Origin of the sequence: Dactylosporangium sp. NPDC006015 (assembly GCF_040614215.1) — a bacterium.
Lineage (GTDB): Bacteria > Actinomycetota > Actinomycetes > Mycobacteriales > Micromonosporaceae > Dactylosporangium > Dactylosporangium maewongense.
The window spans coordinates 13,794-28,310 of sequence record NZ_JBEXUD010000057.1; the positions used below are offsets into that span (position 1 = coordinate 13,794).

15 protein-coding genes are annotated in these 14,517 nt (G+C 72.8%); 3 read left to right on the plus strand and 12 right to left on the minus strand.

Annotation, left to right across the window (positions count from 1 at the left end; all coding sequences use genetic code 11):
* Window position 1 precedes the first annotated feature (1 nt).
* The 10 genes from ABZ321_RS50710 to ABZ321_RS50755 all read right to left on the minus strand — a co-directional run bounded on the left by ABZ321_RS50710 (window position 2) and on the right by ABZ321_RS50755 (window position 9,315).
* Window positions 2–682 carry an urease accessory UreF family protein gene (locus tag ABZ321_RS50710; RefSeq protein WP_344505883.1) on the minus strand — a complete coding sequence of 227 codons (681 nt, stop codon included), beginning with the start codon at window positions 680–682 and terminating at the stop codon, window positions 2–4.
* Between the two features lie 5 nt (window positions 683–687).
* Complete coding sequence (locus tag ABZ321_RS50715; protein ID WP_354903588.1) at window positions 688–2,391, minus strand: urease subunit alpha; 1,704 nt, start codon at window positions 2,389–2,391, stop codon at window positions 688–690.
* Complete coding sequence (locus ABZ321_RS50720) at window positions 2,388–2,693, minus strand: urease subunit beta (protein ID WP_344505885.1); 306 nt, start codon at window positions 2,691–2,693, stop codon at window positions 2,388–2,390. The genes ABZ321_RS50715 and ABZ321_RS50720 overlap by 4 nt, the downstream gene beginning before the upstream one ends.
* Window positions 2,690–2,992: an urease subunit gamma gene (locus ABZ321_RS50725; RefSeq protein WP_354903590.1), complete on the minus strand. Its 303-nt coding sequence runs from the start codon at window positions 2,990–2,992 to the stop codon at window positions 2,690–2,692. Before ABZ321_RS50725 ends, ABZ321_RS50720 begins: the two co-directional genes overlap by 4 nt.
* Before the next feature lie 13 nt (window positions 2,993–3,005).
* On the minus strand, window positions 3,006–3,698 hold the full coding sequence (gene urtE, locus ABZ321_RS50730) for an urea ABC transporter ATP-binding subunit UrtE (protein WP_344505887.1): 693 nt from the start codon (window positions 3,696–3,698) through the stop codon (window positions 3,006–3,008).
* The gene (urtD, locus tag ABZ321_RS50735) at window positions 3,698–4,459 is read right to left on the minus strand and encodes an urea ABC transporter ATP-binding protein UrtD (protein WP_354903591.1); all 762 of its coding nucleotides are present in this window, start codon (window positions 4,457–4,459) and stop codon (window positions 3,698–3,700) included. Before urtD ends, urtE begins: the two co-directional genes overlap by 1 nt.
* Window positions 4,456–5,589, minus strand: a complete 1,134-nt coding sequence (gene urtC / locus ABZ321_RS50740; RefSeq protein ID WP_344505889.1) for an urea ABC transporter permease subunit UrtC — start codon at window positions 5,587–5,589, stop codon at window positions 4,456–4,458. Before urtC ends, urtD begins: the two co-directional genes overlap by 4 nt.
* Entirely contained in the window at window positions 5,586–6,470 is an 885-nt protein-coding gene (urtB, locus tag ABZ321_RS50745) for an urea ABC transporter permease subunit UrtB (RefSeq protein WP_344505890.1), read from the minus strand. Before urtB ends, urtC begins: the two co-directional genes overlap by 4 nt.
* A 70-nt stretch (window positions 6,471–6,540) precedes the next feature.
* The gene (gene urtA, locus ABZ321_RS50750; RefSeq protein ID WP_344505891.1) at window positions 6,541–7,785 is read right to left on the minus strand and encodes an urea ABC transporter substrate-binding protein; all 1,245 of its coding nucleotides are present in this window, start codon (window positions 7,783–7,785) and stop codon (window positions 6,541–6,543) included.
* A gap of 399 nt (window positions 7,786–8,184) precedes the next feature.
* Window positions 8,185–9,315 carry a substrate-binding domain-containing protein gene (locus tag ABZ321_RS50755; protein WP_344505892.1) on the minus strand — a complete coding sequence of 377 codons (1,131 nt, stop codon included), beginning with the start codon at window positions 9,313–9,315 and terminating at the stop codon, window positions 8,185–8,187.
* 97 nt (window positions 9,316–9,412) lie between these two features.
* Between ABZ321_RS50755 and ABZ321_RS50760 the strand changes: the two genes are divergently transcribed.
* On the plus strand, window positions 9,413–9,910 hold the full coding sequence (locus ABZ321_RS50760) for a MarR family transcriptional regulator (protein WP_354903594.1): 498 nt from the start codon (window positions 9,413–9,415) through the stop codon (window positions 9,908–9,910).
* 13 nt (window positions 9,911–9,923) lie between these two features.
* Here the strand turns inward: ABZ321_RS50760 and ABZ321_RS50765 are convergent, their stop codons facing one another.
* Complete coding sequence (locus ABZ321_RS50765; RefSeq protein WP_354903596.1) at window positions 9,924–11,039, minus strand: MerR family transcriptional regulator; 1,116 nt, start codon at window positions 11,037–11,039, stop codon at window positions 9,924–9,926.
* A 62-nt stretch (window positions 11,040–11,101) separates the two neighbouring features.
* Here ABZ321_RS50765 and ABZ321_RS50770 point away from each other — a divergent pair, with 62 nt between their 5' ends.
* Both ABZ321_RS50770 and ABZ321_RS50775 read left to right on the plus strand, forming a co-directional pair.
* Complete coding sequence (locus tag ABZ321_RS50770) at window positions 11,102–12,745, plus strand: Hsp70 family protein (protein WP_354903598.1); 1,644 nt, start codon at window positions 11,102–11,104, stop codon at window positions 12,743–12,745.
* Entirely contained in the window at window positions 12,678–13,967 is a 1,290-nt protein-coding gene (locus ABZ321_RS50775) for an MFS transporter (RefSeq protein WP_354903600.1), read from the plus strand. The genes ABZ321_RS50770 and ABZ321_RS50775 overlap by 68 nt, the downstream gene beginning before the upstream one ends.
* On the opposite strand, the gene ABZ321_RS50780 is transcribed toward ABZ321_RS50775, so the two are convergent.
* A complete protein-coding gene (locus tag ABZ321_RS50780) occupies window positions 13,951–14,424 on the minus strand; it encodes a 2'-5' RNA ligase family protein (protein WP_354903601.1) in 474 nt (157 codons plus the stop codon). The two genes, ABZ321_RS50775 and ABZ321_RS50780, sit on opposite strands and share 17 nt — an antisense overlap.
* Window positions 14,425–14,517 lie beyond the last annotated feature (93 nt).

The following is a 14,517-nucleotide window of genomic DNA, read 5'->3' on the forward strand; positions in this document are numbered from 1 at the left end:
GTCAGGACGCAAAGAGACGCACCTCCCAGGTGGCGTGAGTTTCGGCGTGGATGTCGGCCAGTGGTGCGGTGTTCGCCGGCAGGTCGGCGGGCGCGGCGCCCGCCTCGGCGGCCGCGAGAGCGGCGACCCGGTCGCAGGTGGCGGCCAGCCGGGCCAGCAGCGCCTGGGCCTGATAGGGATCGAGCCCGAGGAGTCGTACGGCGGCGCTGGCCGGACCGGTGACGATCCCGTGCGTGGCGACCAGCGCGGTCTGCTCGGTGGTGAGGCCGGCGGCGGCCGCCGTCAGCCCGAGCGCGATCGGCTGGTGGCAGCCGTCCGCGTGGTGCGGAACCTGGGCGAACAGCGGGGACGGCCAGGTGGTCCGGCCGGCCCGCAGCAGCGCCCGCCCTTGCCGGCGGGAGGCGAGCCGCAGCGCGGGCGAGGCTGTGCGGGCGTCGAGCTCCGCGTCGAGCTCCGCCAGGACGGCGCCGAGGGCTACCGCCTCGGCCGCCGCCTGTCTGGTGGCCGCGGCGAAGGCCGCCGTCACGGGGCCGGCGGTGGCCAGCCGGCCGCGCAGGAACGCCTCCAGCTCGGGTATTCCGGTGACCCGTCCGGCGGCCACCGCGGCCTCCAGGCCGCTGGAGTGGGCGTGGCCGCCGGAGGGGAACCGCCCGTCGGCGAGGAGCAGCAGTGTGGTGTCCATGGCGGCTAGAACAGGAAGTACCGCTGGGCCATGGGCAGCTCGGTCACCGGGTCCGGGTCCACCACTTCCCCGTCGATGCGGACGGTGAACGTGTCGGGCTCGACCTCGATGCGCGGCATGGCGCCGTTGTGCGGGAGGTCGGCCTTGCCGCGGGACCGGACGTCCGCGACGGGGACGAGCCGGCGCCGGACGTCCAGCTCCAGCCCCGCCTCGATGGCCGCCGGGGCGACGAACGCGACGCTGGTCGCCGCCGGCACGACACCGTATGCGCCGAACATCGGCCGCGGCAGGACCGGTTGCGGGGTGGGGATGGAGGCGTTGGCGTCACCCATCTGCCCCCACGCGATCATGCCGCCCTTGATGACCACGTGCGGGCGGACACCGAAGAACGCCGGATCCCACAGCACCAGGTCGGCGAGCTTGCCGGCCTCCACCGAGCCGACCTCGGTCTCCAGGCCGTTGGCCATCGCCGCACAGATCGTGTACTTCGCGACGTACCGGCGGGCGCGGTGGTTGTCGGCGGCGCCGTCGCCCGGCAGCGCGCCGACGCGGGCCTTCATCACGTGGGCGGTCTGCCAGGTCCGCATCACCACCTCGCCGACGCGCCCCATCGCCTGCGAGTCCGAGCCGATGATCGAGATGGCGCCGAGGTCGTGCAGCAGGTCCTCGGCGGCCATCGTCGAGGGCCGGATCCGGCTCTCGGCGAACGCCAGGTCCTCCGGGATGTCCGGCGACAGGTGGTGGCACACCATGAGCATGTCCAGGTGCTCGGCGAGCGTGTTGCGGGTGTACGGCCGGGTCGGGTTGGTCGAGGACGGCAGCACGTTGGGGAGGCTCGCGACGGTGATGATGTCCGGTGCGTGGCCGCCGCCGGCGCCCTCCGTGTGGTACGAGTGGATGGCCCGCCCGTTGATCGCCCGCAGGGTGTCCTGGACGAACCCGGCCTCGTTGAGCGTGTCGGTGTGGATGGACACCTGGACGCCGGAGGCGTCGGCGACGCGCAGGCACGCGTCGATGGCCGCCGGGGTGGTGCCCCAGTCCTCGTGCAGCTTGAACCCGCCCGCCCCGCCGCGCAACTGCTCCCACATCGCCTCCTCGGAGACGGTGTTGCCCTTGCCCAGCAGCAGGACGTTGACCGGCCACACGTCGAGCGCCTCGTGCATGCGGGCGAGGTGCCAGACGTTGGAGGTGACGGTCGTGGCCTTGCTGCTCTCCGCCGGGCCGACCCCGCCACCGACGAGGGTGGTGACGCCGCCGGCGAGGGCCTCGGTGACGAGCTGCGGGCAGATGAAGTGCACGTGGGTGTCGACCGCGCCGGCGGTGAGGATCTTGCCGTTGCCGGCGACGATCTCGGTCGACGGCCCGATCACCAGGTCCGGGTGGACGCCGGGCATGATGTCGGGGTTGCCGGCCTTGCCGATCGCCACGATGCGGCCGTCGCGGATGCCGACGTCGGCCTTGACGATCCCCCAGTGGTCCAGGATCACCGCGCCGGTGATGACGGTGTCGGGGGTGCCCTCGGCGCGGGTGGCCCGGGACTGGCCCATCGACTCGCGGATCACCTTGCCGCCGCCGAAGACGGCCTCGTCGCCGCCGGCGCAGTGGTCGGCCTCGACCTCGACGATCAGGTTGGTGTCGGCGAGCCGGATGCGGTCGCCGGTGGTCGGCCCGTACAGGGCGGCGTAGCGCCGCCGATCCAAGTAGCTCACAGCGCACCGCCGCATTCGCCGCGCAGCCCCGGGACGACGCGCGCGCCGCCGAGCGGGACGAGGTCGACCTCGCGGCTGACGCCGGGCTCGAAGCGCACGGCGGTCCCGGCCGGGACGGCCAGCCGCTGTCCCCACGCCGCGGCCCGATCGAAGTCCAGACCGGGGTTGGCCTCGGCGAAGTGGTAGTGGGAGCCGACCTGGACGGGCCGGTCGGCGGTGTTGGTCACCATCAGCGTGGTCACCGGACGGCCGGCGTTGATCTCGACCGGTTCGTCGGCCGGGAAGACCTCGCCGGGGATCATGCGATCGGGTGGTGCACAGTCACCAGCTTGGTGCCGTCCGGGAACGTGGCCTCCACCTGCACCTCCTTCAGCATCTCGGGGATTCCGTCGAGCACGTCGTCGCGGGTGAGCACGTGCCGGCCGGCCTCCATGAGCTCCACGACGGTGCGGCCGTCGCGGGCGCCCTCCAGCAGGAAGGCGGTGATGACGGCCACCGCCTCGGGATGGTTGAGTCGCAGGCCGCGGTCTCGGCGGCGCTGCGCCACGTCGGCGGCGACGTGGATGAGCAGGCGTTCCTGCTCGTGCGGGGTCAGGAACAACGAGTCCTCCAGGTCATACGGACAGCGCCTGCCGGACCGCGGTCCGGGCGTCCTCGCCGCCCTGACCGGACGAGGTGACCCGGCCGGCCTCCAGAACGTAGTACCGCCCGGCCGCCGCGAGCGCAAAGCCGACGTGCTGCTCAACGAGGAGCACCGACACGCCGCCACGGCCGGCCACGGCCAGGATCGTCTGCTCGATCTCCGCCACGACGGTCGGTTGGATGCCTTCGGTCGGTTCGTCCAGCAGCAGCACGCGCGGCCTGGTGATCAGTGCCCGGGCGATGGCCAGCTGCTGGCGCTGCCCGCCGGACAGCAGACCGGCCCGGCGGCCGAGCAGTCCCGTCAGCGCGGGGAACAGGTCGAGGGCCTCGGCCGTCGCCTCCTTGCCGCCGGGGCGGCCGTCCGCGACCAGCTGGAGGTTCTCGGCGGTGGTCAGGTGCGGGAAGGACTGCTGGCCCTGCGGCACGTACGCCATGCCGCGGGCGACCCGCTGGTGCGGCGCGAGACCGGTGATGTCCTCGCCGTCCAGGCGGATCGTCCCCTGCCGGGGTTTGAGCAGCCCGATGGCGGCGCGCAGCAGGGTGCTCTTGCCGGCGCCGTTGTGGCCGAGCACCGCGGCGACGCCGCCGGCCGGCACGTCGGCGGATATCCCGTGCAGGACGACGCTGCGCCCGTACCCGACGTGGACGTTGTCGAACTGGAGCATCAGGCCTCCTGGACGGCGGGCTCGGCGGCGTGTCCCAGGTAGACCTCCTGGACCTTCGGGTCGGCCTGCACCTCGGCCACCGTGCCCTCCGAGAGCACCTTGCCGACGTGCATGACGGTCACGGTGCGGGCGTACCGGCGAAGGAAGTCCATGTCGTGCTCGATCACCACGACCGTCCGGTCCCGGGCGACCACGCCGAGCAGCTCGCCGGTGGCGTCCCGCTCGTCCTGGCTCATGCCGGCGACCGGCTCGTCGAGCAGCAGCAGCTGGACGTCCTGGACGAGCAGCATGCCGATCTCCAGCCACTGCTTCTGCCCGTGCGCGAGGGTGCCGGCAAGCCGGTCGCGCTGCGCGGTCAGCCCGATCGCCTCCAGGGCCCGCGCCACCGACTCCGGCACACCGCGGCGGCGGCGCAGCAGGGTGAGCGCGCCGCGGCCGGCGCCGGCGGCGATGTCCAGGTTCTGCAGGACAGTCAGCTCCTCGAAGACCGTCGCGGTCTGGAAGGTGCGCCCGACGCCGAGCCGGGCGATGCGGTGCACCGGCCGCCCGAGCAGTTCCTGTTCGCCGAAGCACACGGATCCGGTCGCCTTGACGAGGCCGGTGACGGCGTCGACGAGGGTGGTCTTGCCGGCGCCGTTGGGTCCGATGAGGAAGCGGATGTCGCCGGGGCGCACGTCGAGGCTGACGCCGTCGACGGCGGGGAACCCGTCGAAGACCACCCGCAGGTCCCGGATCCGTAGCCCTGCCAGCTCGTCACTCATGCGGCCACCTCCTGTGCGGCACCGGCCGTGGACGCCGTCCGGCCGGGTGGACTTTCCGCGGTGCCGGGTGGGCTTTCCGCGGTACGGCGCCGGGCGCGCGCCATCCGGACCAGCGACGCCAGCCCGCCCGGCAGGAACGCGACGACGAGCACGAACAGCAGCCCCTGCAGGTAGGTCCAGGCGGCCGGGAACTGCTCCGACAGCGTCGTCTTCGCCCACGCCACGGCGACCGCGCCGAGCACCGGGCCGAGCAGCGTCGCCCGGCCGCCGACGGCGACGCCGATGACGAACTCGATCGACGGCACGATGCCGATCAGCGCCGGGTTGATGATGCCGACCGCCGGCACGAACAGCGCCCCGGCCAGGCCCGCCATGCCCGCGGCGGTGACGAACGCGACGAGCTTGACGTTGGCCGGGTCGTAGCCGAGGAAACGGACCCGCTCCTCGGCGTCGCGCACCGCGACCAGCAGCTCGCCGTAGCGGCTGTGCATGAGCTGGCGGACCGCGAGCAGCAGCAGCAACAGGACGCCGGCGATGATGAAGTACACCATCCGCTGGTTGACCGGGTCGTCCAGGTCGTAGCCGAAGAAGCCCTGGAAGTCGGTGAGCCCGTTGGTGCCGCCGGTGGTGCCCTGCTGCCCGATGAGGAAGATCGCCATGGCGGCCGCGAGCGCCTGCGACAGGATCGCGAAGTAGGCGCCGCGCACCCGGCGGCGGAAGACGAGCGAGCCGAGCAGGAACGCCACCGCCATCGGCAGGAGCACGGCGGCCGGGAGGGCGAAGTACGGGCTGGCGAACGGTCGCCACCACCACGGCAGCTCGTCCAGCTGCCCGTACAGCTCCATGAAGTCCGGCATGTTGCCCGGACCCGCGTCGGCGAGCTTGAGGTGCATCGCCATCGCGTAGCCGCCGAGGCCGAAGAACACGCCCTGGCCGAGGGTGAGCAGCCCGCCGCGCCCCCAGGCCAGCCCGATGCCGATCGCGACCATCGCCAGGCACAGGTACTTGGCCAGCAGGCCGAGCCGGAAGTCGGAGAGCGCGAACGGGGCGACGGCGAACAGCAGCACCGCGCCGGCGGCGAACCCGGCGCCCACCCGCAGGGACGCGCCGCGCGCAAGAAGGCGGTTCATGTCAGGCTCCGGGTCCGTAGGGTGAACAGCCCCTGGGGCCGCCACTGCAGGAACGCCACGATGGCGATGAAGACCACGACCTTCGCCACGCTCACCGTGGTCGAGTACTCCACTGTGGACTGCAGGATGCCGAGCACGAAGGCGACGATGACGGTGCCCTTGAGCTGGGCGATGCCGCCGACCACCACGACGAGGAACGCGTCGATGATGATGTTGGTGCCCATGGTCGGGCCGATCGGCCCGAGCAGGGTGAGCGCGACCCCGGCGACCCCGGCGAGGCCGGAGCCGATGAAGAAGGTGAGCCGGTCGACCCGGCCGGTCGGGATGCCGGAGACCGCGGCGAGGTCACGGTTCTGCACCACCGCGCGGATCCGCCGGCCCAGGGAGGTGTACCGCATGACCAACGTCAGCGCCGCGACGGCGAGCAGTGCGAGGGCGAGGATGAACAGGCGGTTGTTCGCCAGCACCAGGTCGCCGACGATCTTGACGTTGCCGGTGAGCAGGTCGGGGGCGCGGGTCTGCACGTTGGGGGCGCCGAAGATGTCCCTGGCCGCCTGCTGCAGGATCAGCGAGACGCCCCAGGTGACCAGCAGCGTGTCCAGCGGGCGGGCGTAGAGCCGGCGGATGAGCAGGAACTCCAGCAGCACGCCCATCGCCCCGGCGATGAGGAACGCGACCGGCAGCGCCACGAGCAGCGAGAGGCCGGCGACGGTGATGACCTGCTGCAGCACGAACACGGTGTAGGCGCCGGTCATGATGAACTCGCCGTGGGCCATGTTGATGACGTTCATCTGGCCGAAGGTGAGGGCCAGGCCGAGCGCGATGAGCAGCAGTACAGCACCGATGCTGACGCCGGTGAACAGTTGACTGACGATGACCATCGGAAACGTCCGTTCGGATGCGGGCGGGGGTGGCGCAGGACGGGCCGTCCTGCGCCACCGGGCCGGGAGGTCAGGACAGGCCGGTCGCCCAGGGGTAACCCTTGAGGTACGGGTCGGGCTTGACGGGCTGTCCGGAGTTCCACACCTCGGTGATCAGGCCGTCGGCGCCGACCTTGCCGATGCGGGCCGTCTTGTAGATGTGCTGGGTGGCGCCGTCGACGGTCACCTTGCCTTCGGGGGCGTCGAACGTGATGCCGTCGGAGGCGGCCTTGACCTTCTCCACGTCGAAGGTGCCGGCCTTCTCGACCATGGCCTTCCACAGGTAGACCGAGGTGTACGCGGCCTCCATCGGGTCGGACGTCGGCTTGTCCGCGCCGTACTTGGCCTTGTACGCCTTGACGAACTTGTCGTTCGCGGCGCCCGTCGTGGTCTGGTAGTAGTTCCACGCGGTGAGCTGGCCGTCGAGGTACTGGGTGCCGATGCTCTTGACCTCCTCCTCGGCGATCGACACGGACACGACCGGCATCGACGCGGCGGTCAGGCCGGCCGACTTGTACTCTTTGAAGAAGGCCACGTTGCTGTCGCCGTTGAGGGTGTTGAACACCGCCGCCGCCTTGGACGCCTTGACCTTGTTGACGATCGTGCCGAACTCGGTGGAGCCGAGCGGCGCGTAGTCCTCGCCGAGGACGGTCATCCCGTTGGCCGCCGCGTACGCCTTGATGATCTTGTTGGCGGTCCGCGGGAACACGTAGTCGCTGCCGACCAGGTAGATCGAGGTCTTGCCCTGCGACTTCAGGTAGTCCAGGCCGGGCACGATCTGCTGGTTGGTCGTGGCGCCGGTGTAGAAGATGTACGGCGACTGCTCGAGCCCCTCGTACTGCACCGGGTAGAACAGCAGCGCCTTGTTCTTCTCGAAGACCGGCTTGACCGCCTTGCGGCTGGCCGAGGTCCAGCAGCCGAACACGGCGGCGACCTTGTCCTGCTGGATGAGCTTCTCGGCCTTCTCGGCGAAGGTCGGCCAGTCGGAGGCGCCGTCCTCGCTGACCGGCTGGATCTTCTTGCCGAGCACGCCACCGGCGGCGTTGATCTCCTCGACGGCGAGCTTCAGCGAGTCGCGGACCGTGACCTCACTGATGGCCATGGTGCCGGACAGCGAGTTGAGCAGGCCCACCTTGACGGTGTCACCCGAGGTGTCGGCGGCCGCGCCGGGGCCGGCCGCCTTCTCGCCGGTCTTGCTGCCACATGCGGCGAGCGTCAATGCTGCTGCGAGCATCGCTGCACACGCCGCGACGCGGCGTCCGCGGAACCTGGACATGGAACCTCCTTGCTCCCCACAGGAGCACGAAATTCGGCATTCGGTGTTTGGCGCACGCATTCGTCGTGCCTGAACATTCGATGGCCGCGGCTCGTGGCGAGCGGCACTACGCGTCCAGGTGCTGGTGTGCGGTCAGCGTCATCGAGATTGATTTCTGCGACGTTTCCCAGCCCTTAATTCACCGTTTCTGCACGCTGCGTCGCAGGGCTTGCGGACGTGAAAAAAATAGCCGGCCAATAGGCCGGCAGAATGGGACACGACGAAGGCCCCCACCGCGGCGGACGGGCACGCGGGCGGGGGCAGTCCAACATCCGGAAGGTCCGCGACGTGCGGAGGTTCCCGAGATGCTTCACGCAGGAAGCATCTTCGATGTCGACGGCTCACGCTGTCAAGAGCGTCCTACAACTGGGTCACCACGTCGAACTCGAGCCCGCGGGCCTCGGCGAGGTATATACGCTGGCGCATGTGCCGGCCCCGCATCCGCAGCAGCCCGCGCGGCCCCTCGTAAAAAACCGTCCCGGCACTGGCGTCAATGGCCCGGACATCGAGTGACTGAGCCCGTTCGATCAGCGCCGCGAGCAGCAGCACCCCCTCGTAACAGGACTCGCCCAGGCTGCCCAGCGGCGGGGCGTCGACCCCGAACCGGCGCGCGTACTGCCCGTGGAAGTCCAGGTTCTCCGCGGTCACCAGCGACGCGAAGAACCCCGCGGTGCTGAACAGCCCGCGGGTCGCCGCCGCGCCGCTGCCCAGCAGCATGTTCTCGTCCATCAGCGTGCTCAGCCGCAGGCACCGCTGGTCCAGGCCGTACCGGGCGAACGCCCGGTTGAACCGCACGGCGTCGTTGCCGACCAGCAGCATCAGGACCGCGTCGGCCTCGGCGTGCTCGACGCGGCGCAGCACGTCGGCGAAGTCGTGCGTGCCCAGCGGCACGTACACCTCGCCGCAGATGCGTGCGCCGCACTGCGCCGCGTACCGCCGTGCGGCCCGCGCGGTGCGTCTCGGCCAGACGTAGTCGTTGCCGACGACGAACCAGCGCCGCAGCCCGCGCTCCCGGGCGAGGGTCCGCATCGCCGGGTACAGCTGCTGGTCGGGCGTCTCGCTGGTCAGGAACACCCCATCGGTGCGTTCGCCGCCCTCGTACAGCGCCGTGTAGACGTACGGCACGCGCCCCGCGATCCGCGGCGCCACCGCCTGCCGCACCGACGAGATGTGCCACCCGGTGACGCCGTGCACCGCCCCGACCGCCACCAGCGCCTCGACCTCGGCGGCCACCCGCTCCGGCGCGGCACCGCCGTCGACCGGCACCAGGCGCAGCTCGCGCCCCAGCACGCCGCCGGCCCGGTTGACCTCCTCGACGGCCAGCTCCGCGCACAGCTCACAGCTCGGCCCGAAGATCCCGGCCGGCCCCCGCATCGGCACGACCAGCGCCACGTCCAGCGTCTCGCCGCTCACACGCAGCAGCTCGGAATGCCCGCGCGGCAACGGATCCGGCAGCACCGGACCGGAGACCAGCCGGTCAGACCGAGACATAGCGTCATGCTTCCCGGTGCCGCGCATGATCTCCAGAGCGTTCCCACGGATGCGGCCGTTCTGTAGCATGACACTGCTCACCGGCCGTAGGAGTGGCATGACGATCTCGCGCACGCCTCAGCCCCAGGACCTGATCCGGCTGCTGACGCGGGCCGAGCGGCTGCTGGGCCGGCGCCTCGCCGCAATCCTCGACACCGAGGGCTGCACGCCGGAGGCCTGGCGGGTCATCACCCTGCTCGCCGACGGCGCCGGCCATCACATGACCGAGATCGCCGAGCACGCCTTCCTCCCGCCGGCCACGCTCACCAAGCTCCTCGACCACCTCGTGGAGGAGAACCTGGTGTACCGGCGGATCGACGAGATCGACCGGCGCCGCATCCGCGCCCACCTCACGCCCCGCGGCCGCCGGCTGCACCAGCGGGTCAGCCAGCGGGTCGAGGCCAGCATGGCGGCGCTGCCCACGGCCGACGGCGACCACGACCTCCTGGAAGCGCTCCTGACCCGCCTCGTCGACTCCCTGGAGGACCGGGAGGCCGGCGCAGCGCGCCCGTCGAGACGCAAGCATCTGGACGCGGCCCACACCGGCGCGTCCTGACAGGACCAGAGGCTCAGGCGACGAGCAGGCGGAGGCCGAGCTCGGCGGCGTCGAGGTCGGCGAGCCCTGGGTTGCGTTCGGCCCACCGGCCCGAGGTGAGGTCGTCGTGCAGGCTGCTGACGGCCCGCCGCTCGGCGTGCTGCCCCACCCTGGTCCAGACCGACACCGCGCGGCGCACGTGCTCGTCGAGGTATGCCTCGGGCCGGCGCCAGTAGGCCTCGAAGAAGCCGTCGGCGCAGTCCCACGGGATCGGCACCGGCTCCGCGCGGCCCCCGATCGCGCGGGTCATGTCGGCCACGGAAGGCCAGCCGACGAGCAGCTCCGCGAACTCCGGCAGGTAGTCGCGGACGAGCCAGAACCGTTGCCGCCGGTCGGTGCTGTCGGCGTCGTACGTCAGCACCACCACGCGACGGGCCACCCGCCGCATCTCCCGCAGCCCGGCGACCGGGTCGGGCCAGTGGTGCACGGTGCTGACCGCCATCGCCGCGTCGAATGACTGGTCCTCGAAGGGCAGGCGCCCGGCGACCGCGGCCACGCACGGCGCCGCGCCCGCGGGACGCTGCGCCCGCATGACCGCCGACGGCTCCACCGCCGTGACGTCGCGGTCCGGCGGCTCGTAGGAGCCCGTGCCGGCCCCGACGTTCAGGACCGTCCGCGCGTCCCCGAGCGCCGCCCAGATCCGGGCGGCGATGCGCGGTTCGGTGCGCCGGGTCGCCGGGTACGCGGACCCGATGGCGTCGTACAACCGTGCGCCGAACGCCTGCAGCTGCTCCTCCGGCGGTGTGCTGATCCCCATTGCCCGGGCCTCCAGTTCCTTGTCGATGGCCACCACCATGGCGGCGGCGCGGTCGCGCTGGTCGAGCAGCAGGCCGCGCAGCCGGCGCAGGTGCGCGACCGCGTCGGTGGCCGGGTCGTCGACCAGGTCCGCGATCTCGCGCAGGCCGAAGCCCAGCCGCCGGTACGCCAGCACCTCCCGCAACCGCACGACGTCGCCCGCCGAGTAGGCCCGGTGCCCCGCCGCGGTCCGTGAGGACGGCCGCACGAGGCCGATCTCGTCGTAGTGATGCAGCGTCCGGACGGACACTCCGGCCAGCTCGGCCACCCGCCCGACGCTCAACTGCGCTTCCACGGCACCGACTATCCGCCATGACGCCACGTGAGGGGCAAGCGCGTGATCCGTATCCTGGGCCGATGGTCCGCCTGGGCATCGACTTCGGCACGACGACGACGGCAGCGGTCATCGCCACCGCGGGCGGTCAGGTCCGGCCGCTGCTCTTCGACGGCTCGCCGCTGCTCGGCTCGGCCGTGCTCGCCTCGGCCGAGCACGGGCTGCTGGTCGGCGACGAGGCGGAGCGGGCCGCGATCGCCCACCCGGGCGCGCTGGAGCCGAACCCGAAGCGGCGCATCGACGAGCAGACGGTGTGGCTCGGCGAGGAGTCCCGGCCCGTGACCGAGCTGATCGCGGCGGTGCTGCGCCGGGTTCACGAGCAGGCCGTCGAGGCCGCGTCGGGTGAGCCGCTGGTGCCGACGCTCACGCACCCCGCGACGTGGGGCCCGACCCGCAAGGCCACGCTGCGCGCCGCCGCCGAGCAGGCCGGCCTGGCCGGGGCACGGCTGCTCGCCGAACCGGTGGCCGCCGCCGCGTACTTCACCGACGTCCTCGGCCGCGACGTCCCGCGAGGCCGCTGCCTCATCGTCTTCGATCTCGGCGCCGGCACGTTCGACCTGAGCATCGTGCGTGCCGACGGCGACGGCGGCTTCACCGTGGTCGCGGTCGACGGCCTGGAGGACGTCGGTGGCCTGGATCTCGACCAGGCGGTCGTCATGCACGCCCGGGCACTCACGGGCGGGCACGAGGCGGCGTGGGGGCGCCTCGAGTGGCCGGCCGGCGAGGAGGACCGCCGCGCGGCGCGGGAGCTGCGGACGGCGGCCCGCGCCGCGAAGGAGCAGCTGTCCCGCCGTTCCAGCGCCGACCTGTACGTCCCGCTGGCCGCGACGACGCTGCACATCACCCGCGAGGAGTTCGAGCGGGCCGCCCTGCCGCACCTGCAGCGCACGGTCGCCGTGACACAGTCGGCGCTGCGCCACGCCGGCGTGGGCCAGTCGGAGGTGGCCGGGCTGCTGCTGGTCGGTGGCGCGTGCCGCACTCCGCTCGTGGCGACCCTGCTGCACCGCGCGCTGCGGGTCGAGCCGGTCGTCAGCGACCAGCCGCAGCTGGCCGTCGCGGAGGGCAGCGTGCGGACCGCCCCGCCGCCACAGACTCCGCTGTCGCAGACTCCGCCGGTGGTGGTGCCCCGCACGGCGCCCGCCGCCGCGCCGGGGGCAGGCACCGTTGGAGTTGGGGCTGAACCGACGCCCGCCGTCCGGGCCCGGGCACAGGTCCGGGCGACCCCGCCCCCGGCCGCGCGGGACGTGGCGGCGCCGGCCGGCGTCGCGTGGCACCACCGGCTCCAGGCCGCCCGGACGCTCAGGGACACCTCGTCCCCGGGCAACCGGCTGTGGTGTGTCGACGTCTCCGGCGACGAACGGCTCGTCGCGACCAACGGCACGAGCGGCGAGGTGCTGCTGTGGAACGCCTCGACCGGCCGGGACGGCGATGGTGTCGAAGACGAGGGAGGTTTTGCCGGCGGGGTCGAGGGTGTCGTAGGTCGGGGTCCAGTTGGTGTGGGTGTGCCAGGTGTACTGGGTGCACGTCGACAATTGGTCCTGAATTGCCGCCGGGTCTTCGGCACTGTTGAGCGAACCGTTCGGCTTCTACGGTCGATGCATGACGACGCACACCGATCCCCGGCCACGGCTGCTCAGCCGGTCGCTGCTGCTGGTGTCCACCGTTGACCTGCTCGGCCTGACCGCCTTCTACGCGCTGCTGCCGGTCGTCCCCGCGGCCGTCGCCGCCTCCGGTGCCGGCGGGGCCGCCGCCGGGCTGACCACCGGCGTGCTCATGGCCTCCACGGTGGTCGCGGAGCTGGTGCTGCCGCGGTTGGTGGCCCGGTTCGGGTACCGCGCCGTGATCGCCGCCGGACTGCTGCTACTGGGCCTGCCCGCTCTCGGGCTCATCGTCACGACCGCCTTCGGCGCGGTCCTCGCCGTGTGCGCGCTGCGCGGCATCGGCGCGGCGACGCTCTTCGTGGCGTGCGGCGCCTGGTCGGCGCAGCTGCTCCCGCCGGACCGCCGCGGTGAGGGGCTCGGCCTGGTCGGTGTCGTCTCCGGGGTGCCGGCCGTGGTCGGTATGCCCGCAGGGCTGTGGCTCGCCGCGCACGCGGGCTTTCCCACCGCGTACGCCACCGGCGCGGTCCTCGCCCTCACCGCCCTGCTCGCGCTGCCGCTGCTGCCCGGCACGGACGGGGTGACCCGCCGCCCGCCCTCGCCACCCGACGCAGACGCGGTGACCCGCCGCCCGCCCTCGCCATCCGGTACAGACGGCCGCGCCGATGGTGACCGAGCCGGGGCTTCCGCGTCTTCGCAGCCCGACGCGGACAACCGCGCCGCGGACGGGATGATGCGCGCCCTGCGCGAGCCGGTCCTGACCCGCCCGGCCATCGTCTTCGGCGGTGCCTGCACGCTCGCGGGCATCGTCGCGACGTTCCTGCCCGCGGCGCTGCCGCACGCCGGCGCCGGTGTCGTCGCGACGGCCCTGCTGCTGCAGGCGCTCACCGCCACCGTCACCCGCTGGTGGGCGGGCAGGGCCGGCGACCGGCACGGCCCGCGGCGACTCCTGGCGCCCGCGATGCTGGCCGCCACCACCGGCTTCGCCGCGCTCGCCGTCGCCGCGCATCCGGTGGCCGTCCTGGCCGCCGCCGTCGTCTTCGGTGCGGGGTTCGGCGCCCTGCAGACCGCGAGTCTTGCCGTGATGCTGGACGCGGCACCGCCCTCGCGGTACGGCGCCGTCACCGCCGTGTGGAGCGTCGCCTACGACGGGGGACTCGGCGCTGGCGCGGCCGGCTTCGGCCTCCTGGCCACCGCGACCGGCTACCCGGCCGGGTTCGCCGTCACCGCCGTGCTCGCCGCCACGACCCTCCTCGCCCTGCGCCGCCGGACGGTCAGGGAAGGTCGGTGACGGTCCGGCTCCGCGTGTCGTAGCTGCGCGCCGCGACGAACTGCCCACGGGCCGGCGCGACGTCGCCGAGCACCGCCAGGGCGGTCTCCCGTTGCGGCGGCGGCACGTTCAGCGCCAGGCTCACGTGCGGCACCCACTCCCCCGGCCCGGGCCACGGCTCCGCGGCCGCGAGGGCCGACCAGCATTCCGCGTGGATCGCCCGAAGCTCGTCCGTCGGCGTCACCTCGAGCACCAGGGCCCGGCCGAGCAGCGTGACCGCCCCGAGCTCCGCCGCCACCGGCAGCGGCAGATCCGGCGCATCGGTGATCGCGGACGCGGTCAGCACCGTGAGGTGGGGCCGGTTCGTCGGGTGCGGGTGCCGGGCCAGGCTCGGCAGCCCGGCCTCCCGCAGCCGCCTCCACAGCGCGCGCACGTGCGCGTCCAGCCGGTCGTCGGGGAGCAGTTCGACGCTGTGCACGTCATCAGCCGTGCCGGACGCCGCGGCATGGCGCCGGGATCGTGTCCATCGTGGACCAACGGTACCTCGCGGTGTCGGTGCCGGATCAGCGCT

Coding starts and splice junctions, on each gene's coding strand:
- ABZ321_RS50710 (WP_344505883.1), bottom strand. CDS start 682: ATGGACACCACACTGCTGCTCCTCGCCGACGGGCGGTTCCCCTCCGGC.
- urtB (WP_344505890.1), bottom strand. CDS start 6,470: ATGGTCATCGTCAGTCAACTGTTCACCGGCGTCAGCATCGGTGCTGTA.
- ABZ321_RS50760 (WP_354903594.1), top strand. CDS start 9,413: ATGACGATCTCGCGCACGCCTCAGCCCCAGGACCTGATCCGGCTGCTG.
- urtC (WP_344505889.1), bottom strand. CDS start 5,589: ATGAACCGCCTTCTTGCGCGCGGCGCGTCCCTGCGGGTGGGCGCCGGG.
- ABZ321_RS50770 (WP_354903598.1), top strand. CDS start 11,102: ATGGTCCGCCTGGGCATCGACTTCGGCACGACGACGACGGCAGCGGTC.
- ABZ321_RS50775 (WP_354903600.1), top strand. CDS start 12,678: ATGACGACGCACACCGATCCCCGGCCACGGCTGCTCAGCCGGTCGCTG.
- ABZ321_RS50720 (WP_344505885.1), bottom strand. CDS start 2,693: ATGATCCCCGGCGAGGTCTTCCCGGCCGACGAACCGGTCGAGATCAAC.
- urtE (WP_344505887.1), bottom strand. CDS start 3,698: ATGCTCCAGTTCGACAACGTCCACGTCGGGTACGGGCGCAGCGTCGTC.
- urtA (WP_344505891.1), bottom strand. CDS start 7,785: ATGTCCAGGTTCCGCGGACGCCGCGTCGCGGCGTGTGCAGCGATGCTC.
- ABZ321_RS50755 (WP_344505892.1), bottom strand. CDS start 9,315: ATGTCTCGGTCTGACCGGCTGGTCTCCGGTCCGGTGCTGCCGGATCCG.
- urtD (WP_354903591.1), bottom strand. CDS start 4,459: ATGAGTGACGAGCTGGCAGGGCTACGGATCCGGGACCTGCGGGTGGTC.